Genomic DNA, 19499 nt, shown 5'->3' with positions numbered 1-19499 from the left:
CGGCGGGATCGGCTCAAAACCCTTCGAGGACGATCTTGCCCTTGGCCTTGCCGCTTTCGATGAAGGCATGAGCGCGGCGCAGGTTTTCGGCGTTTATCGTGCCGTAGTGCTCACCCAGGGTGGTCTTGAGCACACCGCTGTCGATCAGCTCTGCGACGCGGTTGAGCAAATGGTGCTGCGCAATCATGTCCGGCGTCTGGTAGAGCGAACGGGTGTACATGAACTCCCAATGCAGCGAAAGGCTCTTGCGCTTGAGCAGGCTGATGTCGAGGTTCGCCGGGTCATCGATCAGGGCCAGACGACCTTGTGGCTGCAACGCCTCGACGATCTGCGGCAAGTGCAGGTCGGTGTGGGTCAGGCTGGCGACGTGCGTGACGTTGCTGATGCCGTGACGCAGGAGTTCTGCGGCCAGTGGCTGGCTGTGATCGATCACCTCATGGGCGCCGAGCTCGCGAACCCAGGCCTGAGTATCGCTGCGTGAGGCGCTGCCGATCACGTGCAGTCCGGTCAGCTGACGCGCCAGCTGCGTGAGGATGGAACCGACACCGCCCGCGGCGCCGACGATGAGCAGACGCTGGCCCCGGTCTTCCTTGCCTTCGCTGACCTGCAAGCGTTCGAACAGCAGCTCCCATGCAGTTATCGAGGTCAGCGGTAGCGCCGCAGCTGCAGCGAAATCGAGGCTGGTCGGTTTGCGGCCAACAATGCATTCATCAACCAGATGCAGCTCGCTATTGGCCCCTGGCCGATCCAGCGCCCCGGCGTAGAAGACCTCATCGCCGGGCTTGAACAGGCTGACCTCGCTTCCTACCGCACGCACCACGCCAGCCGCGTCCCAGCCGAGCACCTGCTGCTGGCCGTCTTCCGGCTGGACGCGCATGCGAATCTTGGTATCCACGGGGTTCACCGAGATGGCGCGTACTTCCACCAGCAGATCGCGCGGGCCGGGCGTCGGATCATGCAGTTCAATATCGAGCAATGAGCGCGGATCGCCGATGGGTAGCGACTGTTGGTAGCCGATGGCTTTCATGGTGGTCTCCTCTGGATGGAAAGCGGAATGCCGTCATGTTCGGCTTTCGCACCACGAAGAAAAACAGCATATTCCGCAGAGGCTCTTTCAACGGATTATTGAAAATGCTGCGTGCCGATGACCTCCATGTGTTTGTCCTGACCGCTCAACTGGGAAGCCTGTCTGCCGCAGCTCGGCGGCTGGAGCTGTCGCCTGCCGTGGCAAGCATGGCCCTCAAGCGGCTTGAAGCGGAGCTGGGCTGTCGGTTGCTGGCGCGTTCGACCCGTAGCCTGAGGCTGACAGGTGAAGGCGAGCTGTATCTGCCTCATGCGCGCTCGGCCTTGCAGAGCCTTGTCGACGGGCAGCAACTGCTGGCGGGAGGGAAGGCGACCATCAGTGGGACGCTGCAGCTATCGGCTCCGTCGGACTTCGGCCGCAATGTGCTCTTGCCTTGGCTGGATGAATTTCAGGTGTTGCATCCGCGCTTGGGCCTTCGATTGTTACTGGCTGATCGCAATGCCGATCTGTTTCGACAGCCGGTCGATATCGCGTTGCGCTACGGCCAGCCGGAGGACTCCAGCCTGGTAGCGCTGCCCGTGGCGACCGCTAATCGCCGCGTGCTCTGCGCCGCGCCTGACTACCTTGCCGCACAAGGGGCGCCGCGCTCGCTGGCCGAGCTCACTGACCACAACTGCCTGCGCTTCATGCTGGCGGGGCGGGTTCACGAGCGCTGGTGCTTTTACGACGGTCGACGTGAACTGGAGCAGATCGTGAGCGGTGATCGCATCAGTGACGATGCCGATGTGGTGAGGCGCTGGGCGTTGGCCGGACGGGGATTGGTATATAAATCGTGGCTGGACGTTGCCCAGGATGTGCAGGCGGGACGTCTAGTCGTGCTGTTACCGGAGCTGCTGGGCGAGCCGGCGCCGCTGAACCTCATCTGTGCTCATCGCGCTCATCTGGGCGAAGTGGTACGGCTATTGCGCGAACATCTCGTCGACCGATGCCGGCTGTTGCTCCAGCAGGCACCGTTCGCGCATTGATGCGGGTTGCGCTTGGCGACCCGCTGCTTATCACTTGGCCAGCCGTGCGTCGAGGCTGTTTTGTGCCAGACGGCGTGCCTGTTCTTCCGTCATGCCCAGGCTTTCATGCAGCGCCATATAGTTTTCCGTCACGTAACCGCCGAAATAGGCCGGATCGTCGGAATTCACCGTGACCTTCACGCCCTGTTCCAGCAATTGCAGGATGTTGTGCTGGCTCATGTCGTCGAACACGCAGAGCTTGGTATTTGACAGCGGGCAGACCGTGAGCGGAATCTGCTGCTCGATCAGGCGTTCGATCAGCTTAGGGTCTTCGGCGGCGCGAACGCCGTGGTCGATTCGGCTGACTTTGAGCAGATCCAGTGCTTCCCAGATGTATTGCGGCGGGCCTTCCTCACCGGCATGGGCGACTGCGAGAAAGCCTTCTGCTCGCGCCTTGGCGAACACGCGCTCGAATTTGCTCGGCGGATGACCCATTTCTGAACTGTCCAGGCCGACTGCGAAGAAAGCGTCTCGGAAGGGCATCGCCTCCTCCAGCGTCTTGAAAGCCGCTTCTTCAGGCAGGTGGCGCAAAAAGCTGAGGATCAGGCCGCTGCTGATGCCCAGTAATTCGCGACCGTCGGCCAGCGCCTCGCTGATGCCGCGCATGGCTACCTCGAACGGAATGCCACGGTCGGTATGCGTCTGTGGATCGAAGAAGGGCTCGGTGTGGACTACGTTCTGCTCTTCGCATTTCTGCAGATAGGCCCAGGTCAGATCATAGAAGTCCTGCTCGGTACGCAGCACGTCGGCGCCCGCGTAATAGAGGTCGAGAAACTCCTGAAGATTGCCGAACGCGTACGCGCTGCGCAGTGCGTCTACATCACCCCAGGGCAGGGCGATCTTGTTACGTTCGGCCAGGCGAAACAGCAGTTCGGGCTCGAGAGAACCTTCGAGATGCAGGTGCAGCTCGGCTTTAGGCAAGGCGTTGAGCCAGTCGTACATAAGGAAAACCCCGTCCGGTAGGAAAGCGCCATTCTAACCACAACACGCGAAGAGCTGACCCCAAGGTCAGGCTGCTCGGCACGAAACTAAGCGGGCCGCCTGTCCTGCGCAAGAATTGACCAACGCGCTGCAAACGAGCGCAGCCGTGCCCAGCGATAGACGATCCAAAGATTATCCACAGAGTTTTCCACGCAAATTGCGTATAAAAACTGGCTGAGAGGTAGCATTTTGATGCTATTGCTTGTTGGGCAGCCTGAAACGCCAAAAATGCTTGTAAATCAAGGCTTTTAAGAGTCTTGAATTGAAGCGGAGGCAGTTTGGCTAAAAAATGAACGATCGTCTCGAGCGCCCATTGCTGCTGGTCTCCCCAACCTTATCCACAAAGTCATGCACAGCAGAAGTGAAAAACAGTCGATAAAAACGCCACGCCCTGACGGGAGGGCATGGCTCAAACGAATTACGGATTCGTTTTCGAATCCGCCACAGCCGTTCAGTTCTGGGGAGTCGGCTCGGTTGTTGGAGCCGGTACGGTGGGCTCGACGGGCTCACCGATATCCGGCTCGTCGTCCGCGGGCATATCGACATCGACGTCAGGCACCGTAATGGTCTTTTCCTTGGTACCAACATCTACATCCGGCGCATCCACATCGTATTCGGGCATGTTGCCGCCTTCGACTTCTACGTCCGGCAGCGAGCCTTCTTCGGTTTTTTCTACATCGCAACCGGCGAGGCCTAAGGAGGCGAGCAGCACGGCGCCTGGGATGACCCACTTGTAATTGCTTTTCATTGGTTGACTCCTTCTATCGCAACGGGAATGCGTGCTTCGGCACTTCCACGACCACGGCATCGGTGGGACAAAGCGCGCAGTTGAACGGTTGACCCAACACAGTGCCGTTGTAATAGCGACTTCCCGTGTTGCTTGCAGTTCCCACGGAGAGGGGCAGTCAGGCGTCCAGCAGGCGCAGTTCGCTGCGACCACGGCTGATGTCCGCGAGCGTCTGCTGCAGCCGTGGCCACTGCTCTGGCGGTAACGCCAGCACCAGTTCGGCGCCCTCTGCGTCGAACGTCTCGCTTTCAATCAAAGCGTCGTATTCACCCAGGCGCGCCTTGAACAAAGCCAGCTCGGCAAAGCGGCAATGACAGCCGTAGCGCTCGCGTCTGACCAATTCGACAAGCACGCCCGCTTGCAGACATTTCGCGGCACAGCCGCCGTAGGCGCGAGCCAGGCCGCCAGTGCCGAGCTGGATGCCGCCATACCAGCGGGTCACGACCACCACGACCCGATCGCAATCCTGGCCTTCAATCGCAGTCAGCATGGGCCTGCCTGCCGTTCCGCCGGGCTCGCCATCATCGCTGAACCGATACTGACTGCCGATCTTCCACGCCCAGCAATTGTGCGTTGCGGTGGCATCGCTGACCGCCTGAATGAACGCCTGGGCTTCTTCAGGGCTGGATACCGGGGCGGCCATGGCGAGAAAGCGGCTCTTGCGAATGGTTTCCTGGAACTCACAAGGCGCTGCGAGGGTGAACGTCATCGGCGTGTTTGCGTAGTGGAGTAGGCGGGCATTGTACCGGCGCCCGAGGCCATGCTGCGCTGAACACACGGATACCGCTCGGTGGATCAGGCTGAACTTTAGACGCCCGCGTTCCCCAAACGAAATACCCGTGTCGTCCGGATGGCGACCTACCCAACAGCGACTTACCGAGGAGAACAGCGATGCTCAATTCCAAGTATCAGGCATGTATCCAGGCATGCTCCAACTGCGCGCTCGTCTGCGAAAACTGCGCGGCGTCCTGCCTGCGCGAGGAAGACGTGAAGATGATGGCCGGCTGCATCACGCTGGATCGCGACTGCGCCGATCTCTGCGCGCTTGCCGCCGTCTTGATGACTCGTGATAGCGCCTTGGCCAAGGAAATGTGCCGGATCTGCGCACAAGCCTGCCGCGCCTGTGCCGAAGAGTGCGCCAAGCACCAGGCGGACCACTGCCGGGCATGCGCCGAGGCTTGCCGCAAGTGCGCCGAGGAGTGCGAGAAGATGGCGGCCTGATGGTGGTCGCGCTGACCGCCGCGGTGCAGGCCAATGCCCACGTAGCGATGAGGCCGCTGATCCACCGCTACGTGCGCCGCCGAGTCTACGGTCCGGTTGGTCCTATCGCTTGATGGTGCCAAGGCGCATGAAGCGCGTTTCGCCGCTGGCGTCTTCCACGCCGTCGTTGTCGGTCACCACGAACAGGCGGCCCTGCCTGTCGACGGCGGCGCCTTCGACCTTGTCCAGCACCCAACCACCAGTGCTCTTCAGGTCAGGCAGCAGGTCACGCTCCAGCTGTTTGGTGAGCAGTGGGAAACGCTGGCCTTCCGCGGCTGGCTGCATGCCGCTTAGGTCGATGCGGTAGAGCCGTTTGACTTCGGCTGCAGGTCCCTGCTGGTTGTCACGCTCGATGACCAGGAACTGGCCGTTGCCGATCGAGGTGAGTTCGGACAACCCGACCCAGCCGCCTTCGACAGCTGGGTCGAGCGGGTAGTGATAAAAGCCCCATTCGCCATTGTTCGGATTGAGCACGCCTATGCGCACCTTTCCGGCCGGGTCGTTCTTCCATTCCCGCTGGAAAGCCACGTAAATGCGGGTACTGGCGCCTTCGCCAACCACCGCAACACCCTCGAAACCATTGCTGGTCTGCTGCGCCGCAACGTCTGCGGGCAGGGCATGTTCTTCGAGCACCCCGCCCTGCGCATTGGTGCGAATCAGCAGGTTCGGCTTGGCCTTGCCGTTGCCTTCCGACGCCAGCCAGAAATCGCCATTACTGGCCTGGGCGATTCCCTCCAGGTCGTAGTCGACCGTCTCACCTGCCTTGCGCAGTTCGATCTGCCTGTCGATGAGGGCTGGCGTTTTGCTCGTGTCGATGCTGAAGATTCGCGACGCCTTGTAGTAGCTGTCCGGCACGGCGTACAGGCGGTTGTCTTGCGTACGGTCCGCGACCATGCCACTGAGTGCGCCCCATGGAATCAGCTGGCTGTCCGTCGAGCGAATCTCCGGATACGATGCCGTCTTGGCGCCGAATTGATAAATCGAAAGGGTGGAGCGATAGCCGTCTTCAGCCGAGTCTTCCTCGCTACTGACCACCAACAGGTTGCGCGACGGGATCGGCAGCAACCCTTCCGGCCCCATGCCTGTCGGCAGAAGCTGATGCAACACCGGCGCCCACGGGCGCGCCACGTCATAAACGGCCACCGCATTGCCGCGCTCGCTGCCCACGAACAGGAAGTCTTGCTTGCGGAAACTGGCCGAAGCGATGCCTTCGGGCTCGATGCCCTTGTTCTCCGAGCGGCTTTCCGGGTAATGGCCTGCGCGGATGAAAGCATGCTCCATCGAGGCACCGGCTTCATGCCAAACCTGGCCGTTGTAATCGAACAGGGTGAAGCCGCGGCTACCGCCTTCCTCGCCGTTCGCATCCGTGTAGTCGCCCTCGTTGGCGGTCGCCAGCAACGGCCCGACCCAGGCGATGGCGTCTGGCTCGCGGCGCTTGCCTTTGAGCACGCCGACCGGTTCGATGCGATCGTTTTCTTCCACATCAACGCCTTCGAGATCGACTTGGCCGGCGCTGAAGTGACGCATCACACGACCACCGCGCAGATCGACGAGCACGATGTGATTGTTCTCCTGCAGCGTGACGGCGGCGACATCCTGGTCGTTGATCGTGACGTACTCCGGCTCCGGATCACTTGGGGCCACATCGGCAAGCCCGGTCAGGTCAACATCCCGAGTGCTCCAGCGCGACGGCTGGCCCTTGAGGTCGACGATCCGTAGAAAGCCGGCCGGCAATTGCGGAATCAGTCCGTCGTTCAGGTCCTCGTCACGCTCGTTCTCGATTGCCACCGCGGCATAACGGCCCCTTGGGCTGACGGCGATCGAGTCCGGCTGCCCACCCATCGGCAGCGTGGCGACACGCTTGGGCTGCGCGGGATGGCGAATATCGAACACCGCCAGCACACCATCGGGCTGGGTGAAGCTGAGCGAGGTATTCACCGCGACGAGCACATAGTGCTGGTGCACCGCTACCGAAGTCGGCTCGCCTTCGAGCTGCACGAAGCCCGCCGGCTTCGGTGATTTCGGATCGCGGATGTCCACCAGACCAATCCGCTTGCCAGGGCTGTCGGTGTAGATCAACGTCCGGCCATCACGGCTCACGGCGGTGATTTCAGCAACGGTCTGGTTCGACGCGTCTTCATCAGCGCCAAGGTTGCGGTACACCGGAAAGGTCGCGACCCGCTCGAAGTACTCCGCGGCGCGCGAAGGCGCGGCCTGGGCAGCCAACGGCAGCAGAGCCAGTGTCAGCGCGGTCGACAGCGCAGTGCGGGTCAGGCGGGTCGGTGTTCTCATGCGGGCCTCGGCATTCTGTGATTGGGAGTTAGCCAACGCACGCTATGCCGGGTTTCTTACGGGACGATGACCGATGCTCGTTGCGCCCGTCGCGCTCGGATGAGTGGTTATGTTCTGGACATTTCAGGCAGGGCAGAGATCGCGGCCCTGGCGAAGCGTATGAAGGCAGTAGTCTCCTCTGCGCGAGCCGCCAGATTATCTATCTCGCCATTCAGGTAGGCATGCCGAGCCTCGTGCAGTACCGGCTGACGCTCAGCAGGCAGGCGATTCAGCAGCCAGGCCGCCGCAACCTCTTTCGGCGCGATCCGCCCGGTCGAAGCGCTGTACCAGATGCGAGCCAGCGCGAGCACGACGTTCCGCTCATCACCTAGCCAATCCTCGGGCGCGTTCCACTGCCTGAGCGTGTCAGCGAGCGCAGCGTAGAAGTCGTGCTTGGGCACCGCTTCGAAAAGCCTGTCCGCCGCTGGCCCCGTCAGCGCGAGGCTATGCTGCCTCGCCTTCGACAACAGAATCGCAAGGTCAATGTCCAGAACAGGCGGCTCGAAGACGCCCGCAAGAAGGTCTTCTCGCAGCCATTCCCCGAACTGAAGCTCGCGCCGAGCCGGGTAGCGCCAGGGCAGCACTTCACTCAGCGAAACAACCGTCACCTCCAGCGGCCGCAGCGCTTCGCTGTGGCCGGGAGGCGCCGAGACGGTCAACAGTTCGAGCGAGAGCGCCCGCCGGATGGCTTCGTCGGGTGGCGTGCGCACGGTAACCAGCAGGTCGATATCGCTGTACGGCTTCAGACCACCATCCAGTGCGGAGCCGAACAGGTGTATGGCCAGTAGCGATGGTGCTAGGTGGCGTTCTATGACAGCGCGAGCCTGAGATAGCTGCGTATCAATCGAGGCGGCAGGCATGGGGTCGGTCATGGTACTCAGCGGCCAGTCGATGGAAACGAAAACTCAACGAGCGTCCGCAACTGTAGCGCCCTGCCGTCGCCGCATGCATGTTTCAAGTGCCGACCTTGGCTTGGCGCCATGAGGCTATTGCCCAAGCGATCACCCAGGCACCAATTACCAGAACGGAAGCCCCAAGGAGCCAGCCCAACGTTGTCGGGGCACACCAACCCCAGCCACACATCCCGTTGTGCTCCAGAAGCCGCGGCACGCCGAATTGATGAAGTGCGTAAACGGAAAAAAGCGGAACAGCCAACAGCAGGCCCAGCGGGGAACTGGGGTAGGAGGAAATCCATGCAGCAGGCAGCCATAGCAAGCCATACGCGAGAAGAAGCGCAACCAGAACTTTTAGCGTGCGGGGCTTGAGCATTTCGGGGGTGGCCTAACACCTAAGTTAGGCACCAATGCTAGCCGAAGAAGCAGGCATGCTTGTCCTCTGCCACCAAGGAAAGAAACCGGTCAACTGTGCCGACCTGAGGCGTGGGTGGATAGGCATGCCACTTCAGGTCCGCTCGCATCCAGAACACCTTCCAAAGGTTTGTAGTTCTGACAAACGTAGCCTTCGCGACCGGCTGTTCCATGGTCTCGCCAGGAGCGCCACGCCACCGCGGACGAACCTCAAAGATCTCAACGCTTTGCCCATTAATGCGATACGAAAGATCCAATTCATGTCGGATGTGTGGCGGCGGGCGATGCTCCTCGACGAACTTTCCGACAGCCTTTTCCACTCGCTTGGTCTCTAGCTCACTAAATGCCATGGTCACTCGGAATGGTTGGTTTGGTGCCTAACGTTTGGTTAAGGGGCGGGCTTTAGCCCGTCCCAGCGAGCGCAGCGAGCGATTTGAACCGATTGTTATGTTTTACTCGCTGCCTTGGGTCTCTACTTGAACCGCTTCTTCATGGCCGCAGTCGCTGCACAGCATGAAAAAACCCAAATCATCCGCTTCGTGCAGATTGTAATCCATGCTTTTGCATTCTGGACACTTCTGTTCTGCATCAAACCCCAAATGCTTAAGGTAGAGGTTTTGGATTATGGAAACAATTGAGCATGTAAAAAGCAGGCAGATCTTTGCATCTGGAATATTTTTGTTTGGCGAATGTACGATTTCAGATGAGTAGTCCCACGCCATTTCTGCCATATTTCGGCTGTACTTTCTTAAGTTGCTATTACTTTTTCCATGGGCGTATATGGCAATGACTGCTTTTGATATGCCTTTGAAGTCTGCGGCTTTGAGGTTGTTGTCAGTCAGGACGGTTGGATTGGCCTCTGTAAGTATTGCGGCAAGCTCAATTAAGCTTTCTCTGCATGTTAGCCCAATACTTTGAATGTGCTCTATGCCTGTGGTCTCGTTTAGGCTTTGCGCTGCCAGATTTAACCTGCGGCTAATGGATTTTACCCCATTAATATCCAATGGCAGCTCATCGATGATGTGTTTGAATTCTTTGTGGTGCCGGGCTTGTAATCTTTGAGTTATACCCATGTGGAAGGAATAGGCTTCATCGGCGGAAAAATAGAAGGTATCTTGGGTGTACAGATTCATTGGTGCGCCTTCTCCTTCCACAACCCACCAGTTGCCACCTTCTGCTCTCACGTTCCAAACGTTGATTTCGACGCCAAGATCATTGTAGGTTTGCTCAACCTGCATGTATTTTATATTTACAACATCATTACTTTGCAGGTAGGACGTAATCTGCCTTTCCGCTTCAATTCTATATTCCGGTGTCATTTTCAGGTCTTGCCTGCATGGCTTGGTTTAAACATAACGCCAGCGATAAACGGCGGCTTTTACGCAGCGAAGCGGAGAAAAAGCCGTCCGGTGGAGGCCCAGCGGGCCGCAACGAATTTGATTGCCTTGTTACACATTGACTGAATACTTGAGGTCACGCGCCTCATCTCCAGTCATGCCGCGAAAGCCCCAACAGTGTGGCGGTTGCTCCTTGATCGTGACTTCAACATCTACGGGTGATATGCCAACCACGGACTCAATCTTGTTGAAGAGCTCCTTGATCAGGGCCTTTTGGGTCTCGGGATTTCGACCCTGCATCATATTGATCTCGATGGCCGTGTAGGCGGGTGTCCTGCCACCAGGATAATAAAAATCCTCGGCTTCCATAGGGATAAAACGATGAGCCCGTTTGTCTTCCGGCATCCCAAGTACGGATTGCATACATCCGTGAATGACCTCAGAGAGCTGAGCCTTGATCGGGTTAAGGTGTTCTTTGATTCCATAGATGACTATCACGATGCCTCCTGCAATGTGTAACGTTTGGTTAAGGGGCGGGCTTTAGCCCGTCCCAGTGAGCGAAGCGAACGCCCTTGAACCACTAGTTAGCGCTCACTAGAAGACCATCACATGGTCAACAAGATACTTGCCATCTTGATGGACGAGAACCATCTCCGCCACGAAGTCTCCAGGCTGCTTAGTGAAGCGTTGCTTCCAGACGATAGCGACAGAGTCTGGGCGCCGGAACGCAGCGACAAACTCGCGCTCCGCAAAGAAGCCCTTTGTGCTCTGGTAGTCCTGGCAAATCCACTCCAGGCGTTCCTTGGGGAGAACGCCCTTCAGGCGATCAGTGAAATCCCGGATATGCCTCTCATAGTCAATTGCTGATGAGGCATCCATCAGGTTGTCCATGATGGGGTTGGCGATGGACAGAATGTCCTGATCTGATTTTCCTGCAAGTTCCATTGTTCTCTCCATGAGCGCTAACGATTGCGGCAGGGCGCGACGTCAGGAGCGTCCCTTGCCTGCACTGGTTATAAGTCATTTCACGACTCGTAAATATGGTGGAAGCCTCTTGCCCCCGGCTCTTTGAGTGTCCTCTCCCAAGAACGCTTTCCGAGCCTCATCCACTACCCACTCAAGTTCTTTCAGGTAGTATTCGCAGAGCTCCTCGATAGGCTTCCTTTTCAAATCATCGTCATCTGGCACCGGCAACTCACTGAAGTGCTGCTGAACCTTGGCCATACTCTCGGGGAGTTCAACGTAGTACTTCTCTTTAGTTCCGTCTGGTAGCTCGATTTCCCACCCGCTGCCACCAGTTTGATCTCCAATAAAAAAGCCACTGGCCCCCGGTGGCGGAGTTCCCAGCTTTTTCATATCCGAAGACGAGAAGTTGAGTGAAGCAGACGTACTGACCGGGAGCTTTCCCTGCTTGATTATCTCGTTTCTCAATGTTACGAAATACTTCATCAGAACATCAGCCTGCATTTTCTCGCGTATCGGTTGGTACCACGCATCAAACCGATCAGACCCTACTGGACTTTTGAGGTTCTGAATTACAAAGGTCACCGACCGGCCAAACACGACCAAGTTCCGGATACCAGAATACCTCCGGTAACGGTTTCCGGACGTGAGATCTTCGTAGCCAAATCGGGCAGTTTGGAGGGTTTCTTCCGCTTTCTGGATTATTGCCCTGATCTCATTGCTCACTCAGAACCTCGATGACTTATAACGATTAAGCTAACGGGCGGACAAAAGCGTAGCTTTTGGACGTCCAGCGAACGAAGTGAGCGGAAGTTGAGCGCATTGTTATGCGTGCACTACTGTGCTCTGCAATCGTTTCCTTGCCAGCGCCAACTTGAAATTACCCCGCCGCTTACCTCAAAGGTTGTTTGGCATCCCATATTAATATTTTGCGCAGGTGTTCCACCATAACTTGTTGTTGTGGCGCTATTGGTGTACGGGTTGTAATTTGTTGTATAGGTTGGGCTTGTGCCTGGAATATAAACTTGGCGAGAACTGGAGTAGGTTAGGTACTTGGTTCCACTTCCAGTGTCGTATACCTGCTGGGGCGGCCCCCAGCTACGTATAAGATCACCTTCAGGAGAGCCAACCCAAGAAGCCAAAATGGCTTCATATTTTGCAGTGGTTGCACATCCTGAAATTAATATTGCGCAGAGCATGATGAGCGGATTTATTGTTCTCATGGTCTCTCTCTTTTTTGGGTGCATAACGATTAAGCTAAGGGGCGGGCTTTAGCCCGTCCCAGCGAACGAAGTGAGCGATTTAAGCGACTTGTTAGGCGCATGCACGGACGACCTGTAGTTGTATTGATGAGACACCCGAAATGGCCGAGTCGCTTGACCAAGCATCTAGTTCTTCATCGATATTACCTGTTATTACCCATGCTCTGCCTACATTTTGGGCTATAGATAGTGCTTCAAATATTACTTCTGGCCAATTATGGGCAGATATAGGTATAACCCCAGCAATCAAAAAACCGCCCTTGTGATAGGGAGCGATAGTAAGTGTGCTTGGTTCTGACCCAATAGTAGAAAAATAGCGCTTAGCCACTTTTGCCGCAGCTGCTTTTGACGAACAGTCAGTAAATATTTTATATGCTGCGTTCATTTTTCTTGTGTGCCTAACGTTTGGTTAAGGGGCGGGCTTTAGCCCGTCCCAGTGAGCGGAGCGAGCGGTTTGAACCTATTGTTAGGGTTGTCCAACAGTGCCTCCCCAGGTTGCATATAGCGTTTTATTGGATAGTACCCAATTCTTAAAGTGCTCAATTGCCTCGGGTTGCGAAGCGAAAGACACCAGGTCGAATTTTCCACCACGCTCAAAGTAGAAGCACTCGATCTCATCGCCATAGTTGAGAATGCAAAAGCAACAGTCTTGGGGTGTTTCGTTGATGCGGATTTGCCCCATGCGGATTCCGGCAGATTTAAGCTCGGTGGCTAGGTTTGCGAATTGCGACATGGGAACCCTAACGTTTTGTTAAGGGGCGGGCTTTAGCCCGTCCCAGCGAGCGAAGTGAGCGATTTGAACCAATTGTTATGCTTTTAATTGTGAAATGTTGAAAAGTATCCCTGCCGCCACTAAGCAGGAGACAATCACTGCGAAAGCCATGGTTTTTATGTGTATCTCTCTTGACGGTATTTCTGTATCTGAACATCGGTCAATGGATTTCACTAGCTTTAGAGTGCCGGTATTGTCATCAAAAACGACCATGAATAAATGATTGATTAGAATGACGTATAAAATAATTGTCAGTGAAAGATATGCTGCGTGCTCCCAGTCATTATTTATCAGTAGTTCTACTGAGAATATGAAGCCTGCTGATCCTAGAGCTGTGTCGGAGAATAATTTCGAGATCCAGTGCGCGTATGAAAATATTCTATTTTGGCTGCTTAAGAAAAGAAGAAGGATTATAAGTAGCGCGGCGAAGGCAGCTGAAATAACAGCTCCAAATATTAGATTTATAATTGTCGCGTTATTTTCAAGAAAAGCTCTCTCCACGCCGTTTATTGGGAGTTGATATATTGCAGAGGATCCAATTGCCCAGATAAAGAATGGACTAGGGTCAATTCTTGGGAAATTATCCTGCAGAAATTTTTTCACTGTCTGTCCTTGGCATAACTATAATTAGACACCAACTGGTGCATAAGACGCCGAACGGGCTTGGTGTATAACGTTTCTTGCCATTGAGGATGTCCTTGTCTAGGCTGGGCGGTTTCGAGGGGTGAAAACTGTATAAAGGAGTTATACATCATGGAAGGGAAGCCGCGTTTACTGGATCAGGTGCGTGAGCAGATCAGGCTTAAACACTACTCGATCAGAACTGAGCGTGTCTATTGCGAGTGGGTTAAGCGTTACATCCGTTTTCACGAATACCGGCACCCGGTTGATATGGGTGCGCCAGAGGTAGAAGCCTTTCTTTCCGACCTTGCTATTCGCCGGGACGTCTCGGCTTCGACGCAGAACCAGGCGCTCGCTGCATTGCTGTTTCTTTACAAACAAGTCCTTAAACAAGACCTGCCGTGGTTGGGCGAAGTCGTGCGTGCCAAGAAGCCGGCCCGGTTACCTGTGGTGCTCTCCATGGAGGAGGTGCATCAGATACTCGGGTTGCTGGATGGGCCGGTTGGGCTCGTTGCGCGGCTTCTGTACGGCGGTGGCATGCGTTTGATGGAGGGCATTCGGCTCCGCGTGAAGGACGTCGATTTTTCTCGTAACGAGATCGTCATCCGAGACGGTAAAGGACAGAAGGACCGCGTTACTATACTGCCCGCAAGTTTGGTCGGGCCGCTCAAACAGCACATTTCCCGTACTCGGGCCATCCATGATCAGGAGTTATCCGAGGGCAGAGGAGATGTCTATCTGCCCGATGCTCTGGCTCGCAAATACCCTAGAGCGCCTTGGGATTGGGCTTGGCAGTATGTGTTTCCGGCGTCCAGCCTTTCGGTAGATCCGCGCAGTGGCGCGGTGCGCCGGCACCACCTTGACGAGAAGCGGGTCCAGCGCGCATTCAAGCGTGCCGTTAAAGCTTCTGGTATCTCCAAACCGGCAACACCGCACACCTTGAGGCATAGCTTTGCCACTCATTTGTTGGAAAGCGGGCAGGACATTCGCACCGTGCAGGAGCTGCTGGGGCATGCTGATGTAAAGACAACGATGATTTACACCCATGTGCTCAATCGTGGCGGCTTGGCTGTCTTGAGCCCGCTGGATCGAATGTAATCTCGCGAACGAAGGGATATACCTTCATAAGGCGGATGGGCCCGATTCGCATCCTTTTACGATCATCTAACCCGTTTCGCCATGGTTGTGACGGAAGCGCTCTTTCGAGTGGGATAAAGAGTCCGGAGAAGAGCCGTAGGACCGAATTTATTCGGCCAAATACAACGCCGAATAAATTCGGCCCCAAAGTTGAATAGTCAATCAAAGCGCCAGTAATGGGCCTTCACCGAGTGGATGAAGCCAACAACCCTATTGATTGTCGGCTTCTTGATTGACCGACATCGGTCACTGGGTTCGGGTCACCCGCCACACGGTGTTGGCCAGATCGTCGGCAACGATTAGCGCGCCGCTTGGATCGACAGTCACACCGACGGGTCGACCGCGGGTCTTACCATCTTCTGTGCGGAAGCCTGTCACGAAGTCGACTGGCGGTCCCGAGGGGCGTCCGTCGCTGAAGGGGACAAAGAGGACCTTGTAGCCAACCGGATTCTTGCGGTTCCAGCTGCCGTGCTCGCCGATGAACACGCCGTCGGCGAACTGCTCGCCCATGGACGGTTCGGAGAAGTCCAGACCGAGCGCCGCAACGTGGGAGCCCAGGGCGTAGTCCGGCGTGATCGTGGTGGCGACCTTTTCCGGGTCCTGCGGTCGCACGCGATCATCTACGTTCTGGCCCCAGTAGCTGTAAGGCCAGCCGTAGAAGCCGCCTTCTTGCACTGAGGTCAGGTAGTCCGGCACCAGATCCTCGCCCAGTTCGTCCCGCTCGTTCACCACTGCCCAGAGTTGCCCGGAGCCGGGCTGGATCGCCAATGCGGTGGGATTGCGCAGGCCGGTTGCGTAGGGTTTGTAGGCGCCTGTCTCGGCGTTGATCTGCCAGACCAGGGCGCGGTCGACTTCGGCTTCCATCCCACGCTCGGTGATATTGCTGTTGGAGCCGATGCCTACATATAGGAAACGGCCGTCTGGGCTGATGGTCAGCGCCTTGGTCCAGTGGTGGTTGATCTCGGAGGGGAGGTCGACGACCTTCGTCGGCGGGCCGCTGGCCTCGGTCTGGCCCTCCTGATAATCGAAGCGCACCAGCGCATCCTGGTTGGCCACGTACAGAGTGCCGTCGTGGAACGCCAGCCCGTACGGTGCGTTGAGATCTTCGGCGAATACGGTCTGGACCTCGTAGGTGCCGTCACCATCGGCATCGCGTAGCAGTGTCAGGCGATTGCCACTCTCGACCGAGGTGTTGCCCTTAGCCTTGATATAGCCGGCAATCACGTCCTTGGGCTTGAGCTTCGGCGCATTGCCGCCTCGGCCTTCGGCTACGAGGATGTCGCCATTGGGCAGCACGAGGGTCTGGCGCGGGATCTTTAGATCGGTGGCAATTGCCTGGACGTTGAAACCCTGCGGCACCGTCGGCAGTTGATCGCCCCACGGCGTGGGCTCGGCGATCTTCATGCTGGGCAAGATTCCCCGTTCGGGTTCGGGCAGATTCGGGGTGGCGCCGTACTCCTGATCAGTGTCCTCACCCCCGATGCCACAACCGGCGAGCAGTACGGCCAGCGACAACGCGGTCAGTGCGTTCGGATGTTTCATCGTGCACCTCCGGCGCGCAGGTTGGTTAGGCCGATCCCGGTCGCAATGCAGGCCAACACGGTGACGATCACAGAGAGAACCAGGCCAATGGGCATGGCGGCCCAGGCGTCCTTGGCATGCTCCAAGGCATTGATGAAGCCCAGCACCCAGGTCACCAGCAGTAACAGGAAGTACACCAGTGGCCGACCTTTCTTGTGATGGGCTCGTATCAGATTGACCAGTGCGAACAGAAGCGCCAGCCCGCAGAAAACCAGCCCGCCGGCGATCAACCAAGAGGCGAAGTTGCTCCACTGGATCTGATAGCTGCGAAAGTAGGCGATGTCACTCAGCAGGGCGCCGAGAAAGAGGGGGACGGTTCCGGCAAGCAAGGTCGCGTGTAACGGGTTTGGCCTGCTTCGGTAGGTGCGCTGGGTGGTAGCGGTCACGGCGGACTCCTCTTCGCTGGGCGACCCTGGCCTGACTCGGTGCGGATGCGTTGGCCCGCCGGGCTCGCTCTGACTGTGTATAAAAGGGGAACGTAGCGCTAGCGGTTAGTTCACTCCGATCCATTGGGCCGAAGGCCAACTCGTATCCGATCTCGCGCCCGCGGTCGAAGCCAGCAGACAACACCGGTTCGCGCCGCCAATGGCTTCCGTATCGTCGTCGGGCGCCATGGCGGTTGCTTCTTGGATCCTGCTTGCGCGCTGTTACTTATTGGGCGGAATTGCGCACTGCGGAGCGACAGGTGATTTCGGCGTAGGGTTCGCCTAATGAGTATTCGCCCGGAACGCGCTCCACGGCCTGACTGTTGGGCGCAACGGTGAAAACCGGTGGCGCCGAGGTGTCCGCGCGCGCGTCGTCCGGTACGTGGAACTCGCAGGTCACTTGCTCGCCGGTATGGTTGAACACTTTCACGGCGCGTACGCCCAGTAGTTCGCCTTCGACGCCCTCCGCTCGTGTGGGTACGCCCATGGGGCTGACGTCGATCTTCAGGCCGTTCAGGTTAGCGATGATCTCCGGCTTCGGCGTCTGGGCCAATGCGATGGGTGCACAAAGTGCGAGGCCACAGGCGGCGAGCAATTGCTTGGTCATAGAAACCTCCTCTGAGTCGATGCCTGCTTAGAAGGGCTCGAAGGCCGAGGGTTCGGTTCTGATTCCGTGTCTTTTGCTGGGCTAAGGTGCGTATAGCGCCTGCCGGCGTATGGTTCGAGCCGAACCAGAGCCTTGATCGACAGAGCGGGCGGTTTCGATTGAACCCTTTTAACCGAGTCGGTTCCGACCTTGCGTCTTTGCCGCGCGCTGTATGGCTGCGGGGTATCGTCATCCGGTTATCGATCGCGAGCCCGCTCTAGCTGGTGCGCTCCGGCTCAGCGGCTAGAGTTAACCGTATCCTTCCGTCTCCTTACGATAAGGCGCCTACATGACCGCTATCATCGACTTTCTCAACTCAATCTTCTGGGGTTACATCCTTATCTACGGTCTGCTCGCGGTCGGGGTGTTCTTCACCATCCGCCTGGGATTCCTGCAGTTCGTGCATTTCGGTGAGATGGTGCGCGCCATCAGAGGGGCGCGGCAGAGCGACTCCTCGGGCATATCGCCATTTCAGGCGCTGTGTACCAGCCTCGCTTCGCGGGTCGGTACTGGGAACCTGGCGGGGGTGGCGGTGGCGCTCTATCTCGGTGGTGCCGGGGCGATCTTCTGGATGTGGATGGTGGCGCTGGTCGGCATGGCGACGGGCTATGCCGAGAGTTCGCTTGCCCAGCTTTACAAAGTACGCGATGGCCACGGCCAATATCGAGGCGGGCCGGCGTTCTACATCGCCAAGGGCTTGAACGCACCCTGGGCCGGCGGCGTGTTCTCCGTTGCGCTGATCATCTCGTTCGGACTGGTGTTCAATGCCGTCCAGGCCAACTCGATTGCCGATGCGATGGAGGGGGCGTTCGGCTTTCCCAAGCTGGCCGTAGGGGCCGCCGTCGCCATCCTCGCCGGGTTGGTGATCTTCGGCGGGCTGCGTTCCATTGCGCGCTTCGCCGAGCTTGTGGTGCCGTTAATGGCGGGGCTCTATGTGCTCATGGCGCTGATCGTGGTGGTGATCAATATCAGCGAAGTACCCGGCGTGCTGATGACTATCGTCCGTAGCGCTTTTGGCCTGGAAGAGGCAGCGGGCGGCGCCGCCGGTTCGGTCACCGCCGCAATGCTCAACGGTATCAAGCGCGGGTTGTTTTCCAACGAGGCGGGCATGGGCTCGGCACCCAACGTGGCGGCGACTGCGACGCCAGCTCCGCATCATCCGTCGTCGCAGGGGCTAGTTCAGGCTATGGGTGTGTTCATCGACACCATAGTCATCTGCACTGCGACAGCCGTGATGATTCTGCTGTCGGGTGTGCTGGAGCCGGGTTCGGGCGTGACCGGGACGCAGCTGACGCAGCAGGCGATGGAAAGCCATATTGGGGTGGCGGGGAGCTATTTCGTTGCCATCGCCATTCTGTTTTTCGCCTTTACCTCGATCGTCGCCAACTATTCCTACGCCGAGAATGCGCTGATCTTCCTCGGCGCAGGCAACAAGCTCGGCCTGACACTGCTACGCCTGGCGGCCTTGGCGATGGTGGTTTGGGGCGCCTATGAGGCCGTGGCCACGGTGTTCAACGCCGCGGACGCATCCATGGGTCTCATGGCGACGATCAATCTGATCGCGATCATGCTGCTCTCCGGCACGGTGGTGAAACTGACCAAGGACTACATGGCGCAGATCAAGGAAGGTGTAGTGCCGACGTTCAGGGTCAAGGATTACCCTGAGCTGAAGGCGAAGATCCACAACGACATCTGGCGATAGCGGGGGCGCCCCGGTATTGGTGCCGGGGTACCGCCATTCAGTTTGTAACTACCCCTTCCGCCTCTTCGGCTGGGCAGCGCCCCGGTGAGCACGGGGCGGAATCCTGACCATGACCTCTCTGCCCAGCTGATGACCGCGCACTGCGTCCTCTATAGAGGGTGTCTCGATGCACTTTGATCGAACGTTTGTACGATGAGATGTCTGTCGTAGTTGTCTGACTAACGGTCAAGTCGCATTTCTTCCTTTCCAAGAACTCTCCTGTTTGTCTTATAAAACAAGCATTTATATGCTGGTTTTCT

At 57.6% G+C, this 19499-nt stretch carries 21 protein-coding genes; 4 read left to right on the top strand and 17 right to left on the bottom strand.

Annotated features, from left to right (window positions below):
- Positions 1-13: 13 nt before the first annotated feature.
- Positions 14-1027 carry a zinc-binding alcohol dehydrogenase family protein gene (locus tag NA645_RS08195; RefSeq protein ID WP_256048382.1) on the bottom strand — a complete coding sequence of 338 codons (1014 nt, stop codon included), beginning with the start codon at positions 1025-1027 and terminating at the stop codon, positions 14-16.
- Between the two features lie 104 nt (positions 1028-1131).
- Between NA645_RS08195 and NA645_RS08190 the strand changes: the two genes are divergently transcribed.
- The gene (locus NA645_RS08190) at positions 1132-2049 is read left to right on the top strand and encodes a LysR family transcriptional regulator (protein WP_256048381.1); all 918 of its coding nucleotides are present in this window, start codon (positions 1132-1134) and stop codon (positions 2047-2049) included.
- Between the two features lie 30 nt (positions 2050-2079).
- Here NA645_RS08190 and NA645_RS08185 read toward each other — a convergent pair whose 3' ends face one another.
- The 3 genes from NA645_RS08185 to NA645_RS08175 all read right to left on the bottom strand — a co-directional run bounded on the left by NA645_RS08185 (position 2080) and on the right by NA645_RS08175 (position 4565).
- A complete protein-coding gene (locus NA645_RS08185; protein WP_256048380.1) occupies positions 2080-3030 on the bottom strand; it encodes an adenosine deaminase in 951 nt (316 codons plus the stop codon).
- 490 nt (positions 3031-3520) lie between these two features.
- The gene (locus NA645_RS08180; protein ID WP_256048379.1) at positions 3521-3817 is read right to left on the bottom strand and encodes a hypothetical protein; all 297 of its coding nucleotides are present in this window, start codon (positions 3815-3817) and stop codon (positions 3521-3523) included.
- A gap of 157 nt (positions 3818-3974) precedes the next feature.
- Entirely contained in the window at positions 3975-4565 is a 591-nt protein-coding gene (locus NA645_RS08175) for an IMPACT family protein (protein ID WP_256048378.1), read from the bottom strand.
- A 182-nt stretch (positions 4566-4747) separates the two neighbouring features.
- Here NA645_RS08175 and NA645_RS08170 point away from each other — a divergent pair, with 182 nt between their 5' ends.
- A complete protein-coding gene (locus tag NA645_RS08170) occupies positions 4748-5077 on the top strand; it encodes a four-helix bundle copper-binding protein (protein WP_256048377.1) in 330 nt (109 codons plus the stop codon).
- A gap of 102 nt (positions 5078-5179) precedes the next feature.
- On the opposite strand, the gene NA645_RS08165 is transcribed toward NA645_RS08170, so the two are convergent.
- The 10 genes from NA645_RS08165 to NA645_RS08120 all read right to left on the bottom strand — a co-directional run bounded on the left by NA645_RS08165 (position 5180) and on the right by NA645_RS08120 (position 13691).
- Positions 5180-7408 carry an esterase-like activity of phytase family protein gene (locus tag NA645_RS08165; RefSeq protein WP_256048376.1) on the bottom strand — a complete coding sequence of 743 codons (2229 nt, stop codon included), beginning with the start codon at positions 7406-7408 and terminating at the stop codon, positions 5180-5182.
- Between the two features lie 107 nt (positions 7409-7515).
- Entirely contained in the window at positions 7516-8319 is an 804-nt protein-coding gene (locus tag NA645_RS08160) for an AadA family aminoglycoside 3''-O-nucleotidyltransferase (RefSeq protein WP_256048375.1), read from the bottom strand.
- Positions 8320-8753: 434 nt separating this feature from the next.
- Positions 8754-9104 (bottom strand): DUF3024 domain-containing protein, encoded by a 351-nt coding sequence (locus NA645_RS08155; RefSeq protein WP_256048374.1) that lies wholly within the window; start codon positions 9102-9104, stop codon positions 8754-8756.
- Positions 9105-9206: 102 nt separating this feature from the next.
- Complete coding sequence (locus NA645_RS08150) at positions 9207-10073, bottom strand: hypothetical protein (RefSeq protein WP_256048373.1); 867 nt, start codon at positions 10071-10073, stop codon at positions 9207-9209.
- A gap of 129 nt (positions 10074-10202) precedes the next feature.
- A complete protein-coding gene (locus tag NA645_RS08145; RefSeq protein ID WP_222180839.1) occupies positions 10203-10589 on the bottom strand; it encodes a tautomerase family protein in 387 nt (128 codons plus the stop codon).
- Positions 10590-10685: 96 nt separating this feature from the next.
- Positions 10686-11036 (bottom strand): hypothetical protein, encoded by a 351-nt coding sequence (locus tag NA645_RS08140; RefSeq protein WP_256048372.1) that lies wholly within the window; start codon positions 11034-11036, stop codon positions 10686-10688.
- 75 nt (positions 11037-11111) lie between these two features.
- The gene (locus tag NA645_RS08135; protein ID WP_256048371.1) at positions 11112-11780 is read right to left on the bottom strand and encodes a hypothetical protein; all 669 of its coding nucleotides are present in this window, start codon (positions 11778-11780) and stop codon (positions 11112-11114) included.
- A gap of 110 nt (positions 11781-11890) precedes the next feature.
- Positions 11891-12277: a hypothetical protein gene (locus tag NA645_RS08130; protein ID WP_256048370.1), complete on the bottom strand. Its 387-nt coding sequence runs from the start codon at positions 12275-12277 to the stop codon at positions 11891-11893.
- Between the two features lie 91 nt (positions 12278-12368).
- Positions 12369-12701: a hypothetical protein gene (locus NA645_RS08125; RefSeq protein WP_256048369.1), complete on the bottom strand. Its 333-nt coding sequence runs from the start codon at positions 12699-12701 to the stop codon at positions 12369-12371.
- A gap of 423 nt (positions 12702-13124) precedes the next feature.
- Positions 13125-13691: a hypothetical protein gene (locus tag NA645_RS08120; protein ID WP_256048368.1), complete on the bottom strand. Its 567-nt coding sequence runs from the start codon at positions 13689-13691 to the stop codon at positions 13125-13127.
- 150 nt (positions 13692-13841) lie between these two features.
- Between NA645_RS08120 and NA645_RS08115 the strand changes: the two genes are divergently transcribed.
- Positions 13842-14807, top strand: coding sequence for an integron integrase (locus tag NA645_RS08115; protein WP_256048367.1), 966 nt, complete (start codon positions 13842-13844; stop codon positions 14805-14807).
- 285 nt (positions 14808-15092) lie between these two features.
- Here the strand turns inward: NA645_RS08115 and NA645_RS08110 are convergent, their stop codons facing one another.
- The 3 genes from NA645_RS08110 to NA645_RS08100 form a co-directional block, all read right to left on the bottom strand.
- A complete protein-coding gene (locus NA645_RS08110; RefSeq protein ID WP_256048366.1) occupies positions 15093-16388 on the bottom strand; it encodes a PQQ-dependent sugar dehydrogenase in 1296 nt (431 codons plus the stop codon).
- Positions 16385-16813, bottom strand: a complete 429-nt coding sequence (locus NA645_RS08105; RefSeq protein ID WP_256048365.1) for a DUF2231 domain-containing protein — start codon at positions 16811-16813, stop codon at positions 16385-16387. Before NA645_RS08105 ends, NA645_RS08110 begins: the two co-directional genes overlap by 4 nt.
- A 265-nt stretch (positions 16814-17078) precedes the next feature.
- Positions 17079-17459 (bottom strand): hypothetical protein, encoded by a 381-nt coding sequence (locus NA645_RS08100; protein WP_256048364.1) that lies wholly within the window; start codon positions 17457-17459, stop codon positions 17079-17081.
- A gap of 328 nt (positions 17460-17787) precedes the next feature.
- On the opposite strand from NA645_RS08100, the gene NA645_RS08095 reads away from it, so the two are divergent.
- On the top strand, positions 17788-19200 hold the full coding sequence (locus tag NA645_RS08095) for an alanine/glycine:cation symporter family protein (protein ID WP_256048363.1): 1413 nt from the start codon (positions 17788-17790) through the stop codon (positions 19198-19200).
- Positions 19201-19499 lie beyond the last annotated feature (299 nt).

Source organism: Stutzerimonas stutzeri, assembly GCF_024448955.1.
Classification (GTDB): domain Bacteria; phylum Pseudomonadota; class Gammaproteobacteria; order Pseudomonadales; family Pseudomonadaceae; genus Stutzerimonas; species Stutzerimonas stutzeri_AQ.
The sequence above is the reverse complement of the archived record's forward strand: the minus strand, read 5'-3'. Positions and strand labels throughout refer to the sequence as shown.

Excerpts from the sequence above, each read along its gene's own strand:
- NA645_RS08130 (WP_256048370.1), bottom strand. The coding sequence starts at position 12,277 with ATGAGAACAATAAATCCGCTCATCATGCTCTGCGCAATATTAATTTCA.
- NA645_RS08100 (WP_256048364.1), bottom strand. The coding sequence starts at position 17,459 with ATGACCAAGCAATTGCTCGCCGCCTGTGGCCTCGCACTTTGTGCACCC.
- NA645_RS08155 (WP_256048374.1), bottom strand. The coding sequence starts at position 9,104 with ATGGCATTTAGTGAGCTAGAGACCAAGCGAGTGGAAAAGGCTGTCGGA.
- NA645_RS08115 (WP_256048367.1), top strand. The coding sequence starts at position 13,842 with ATGGAAGGGAAGCCGCGTTTACTGGATCAGGTGCGTGAGCAGATCAGG.
- NA645_RS08170 (WP_256048377.1), top strand. The coding sequence starts at position 4,748 with ATGCTCAATTCCAAGTATCAGGCATGTATCCAGGCATGCTCCAACTGC.
- NA645_RS08140 (WP_256048372.1), bottom strand. The coding sequence starts at position 11,036 with ATGGAACTTGCAGGAAAATCAGATCAGGACATTCTGTCCATCGCCAAC.
- NA645_RS08175 (WP_256048378.1), bottom strand. The coding sequence starts at position 4,565 with ATGACGTTCACCCTCGCAGCGCCTTGTGAGTTCCAGGAAACCATTCGC.
- NA645_RS08165 (WP_256048376.1), bottom strand. The coding sequence starts at position 7,408 with ATGAGAACACCGACCCGCCTGACCCGCACTGCGCTGTCGACCGCGCTG.
- NA645_RS08110 (WP_256048366.1), bottom strand. The coding sequence starts at position 16,388 with ATGAAACATCCGAACGCACTGACCGCGTTGTCGCTGGCCGTACTGCTC.
- NA645_RS08195 (WP_256048382.1), bottom strand. The coding sequence starts at position 1,027 with ATGAAAGCCATCGGCTACCAACAGTCGCTACCCATCGGCGATCCGCGC.
- NA645_RS08150 (WP_256048373.1), bottom strand. The coding sequence starts at position 10,073 with ATGACACCGGAATATAGAATTGAAGCGGAAAGGCAGATTACGTCCTAC.
- NA645_RS08095 (WP_256048363.1), top strand. The coding sequence starts at position 17,788 with ATGACCGCTATCATCGACTTTCTCAACTCAATCTTCTGGGGTTACATC.
- NA645_RS08180 (WP_256048379.1), bottom strand. The coding sequence starts at position 3,817 with ATGAAAAGCAATTACAAGTGGGTCATCCCAGGCGCCGTGCTGCTCGCC.
- NA645_RS08125 (WP_256048369.1), bottom strand. The coding sequence starts at position 12,701 with ATGAACGCAGCATATAAAATATTTACTGACTGTTCGTCAAAAGCAGCT.
- NA645_RS08185 (WP_256048380.1), bottom strand. The coding sequence starts at position 3,030 with ATGTACGACTGGCTCAACGCCTTGCCTAAAGCCGAGCTGCACCTGCAT.
- NA645_RS08190 (WP_256048381.1), top strand. The coding sequence starts at position 1,132 with ATGCTGCGTGCCGATGACCTCCATGTGTTTGTCCTGACCGCTCAACTG.
- NA645_RS08160 (WP_256048375.1), bottom strand. The coding sequence starts at position 8,319 with ATGACCGACCCCATGCCTGCCGCCTCGATTGATACGCAGCTATCTCAG.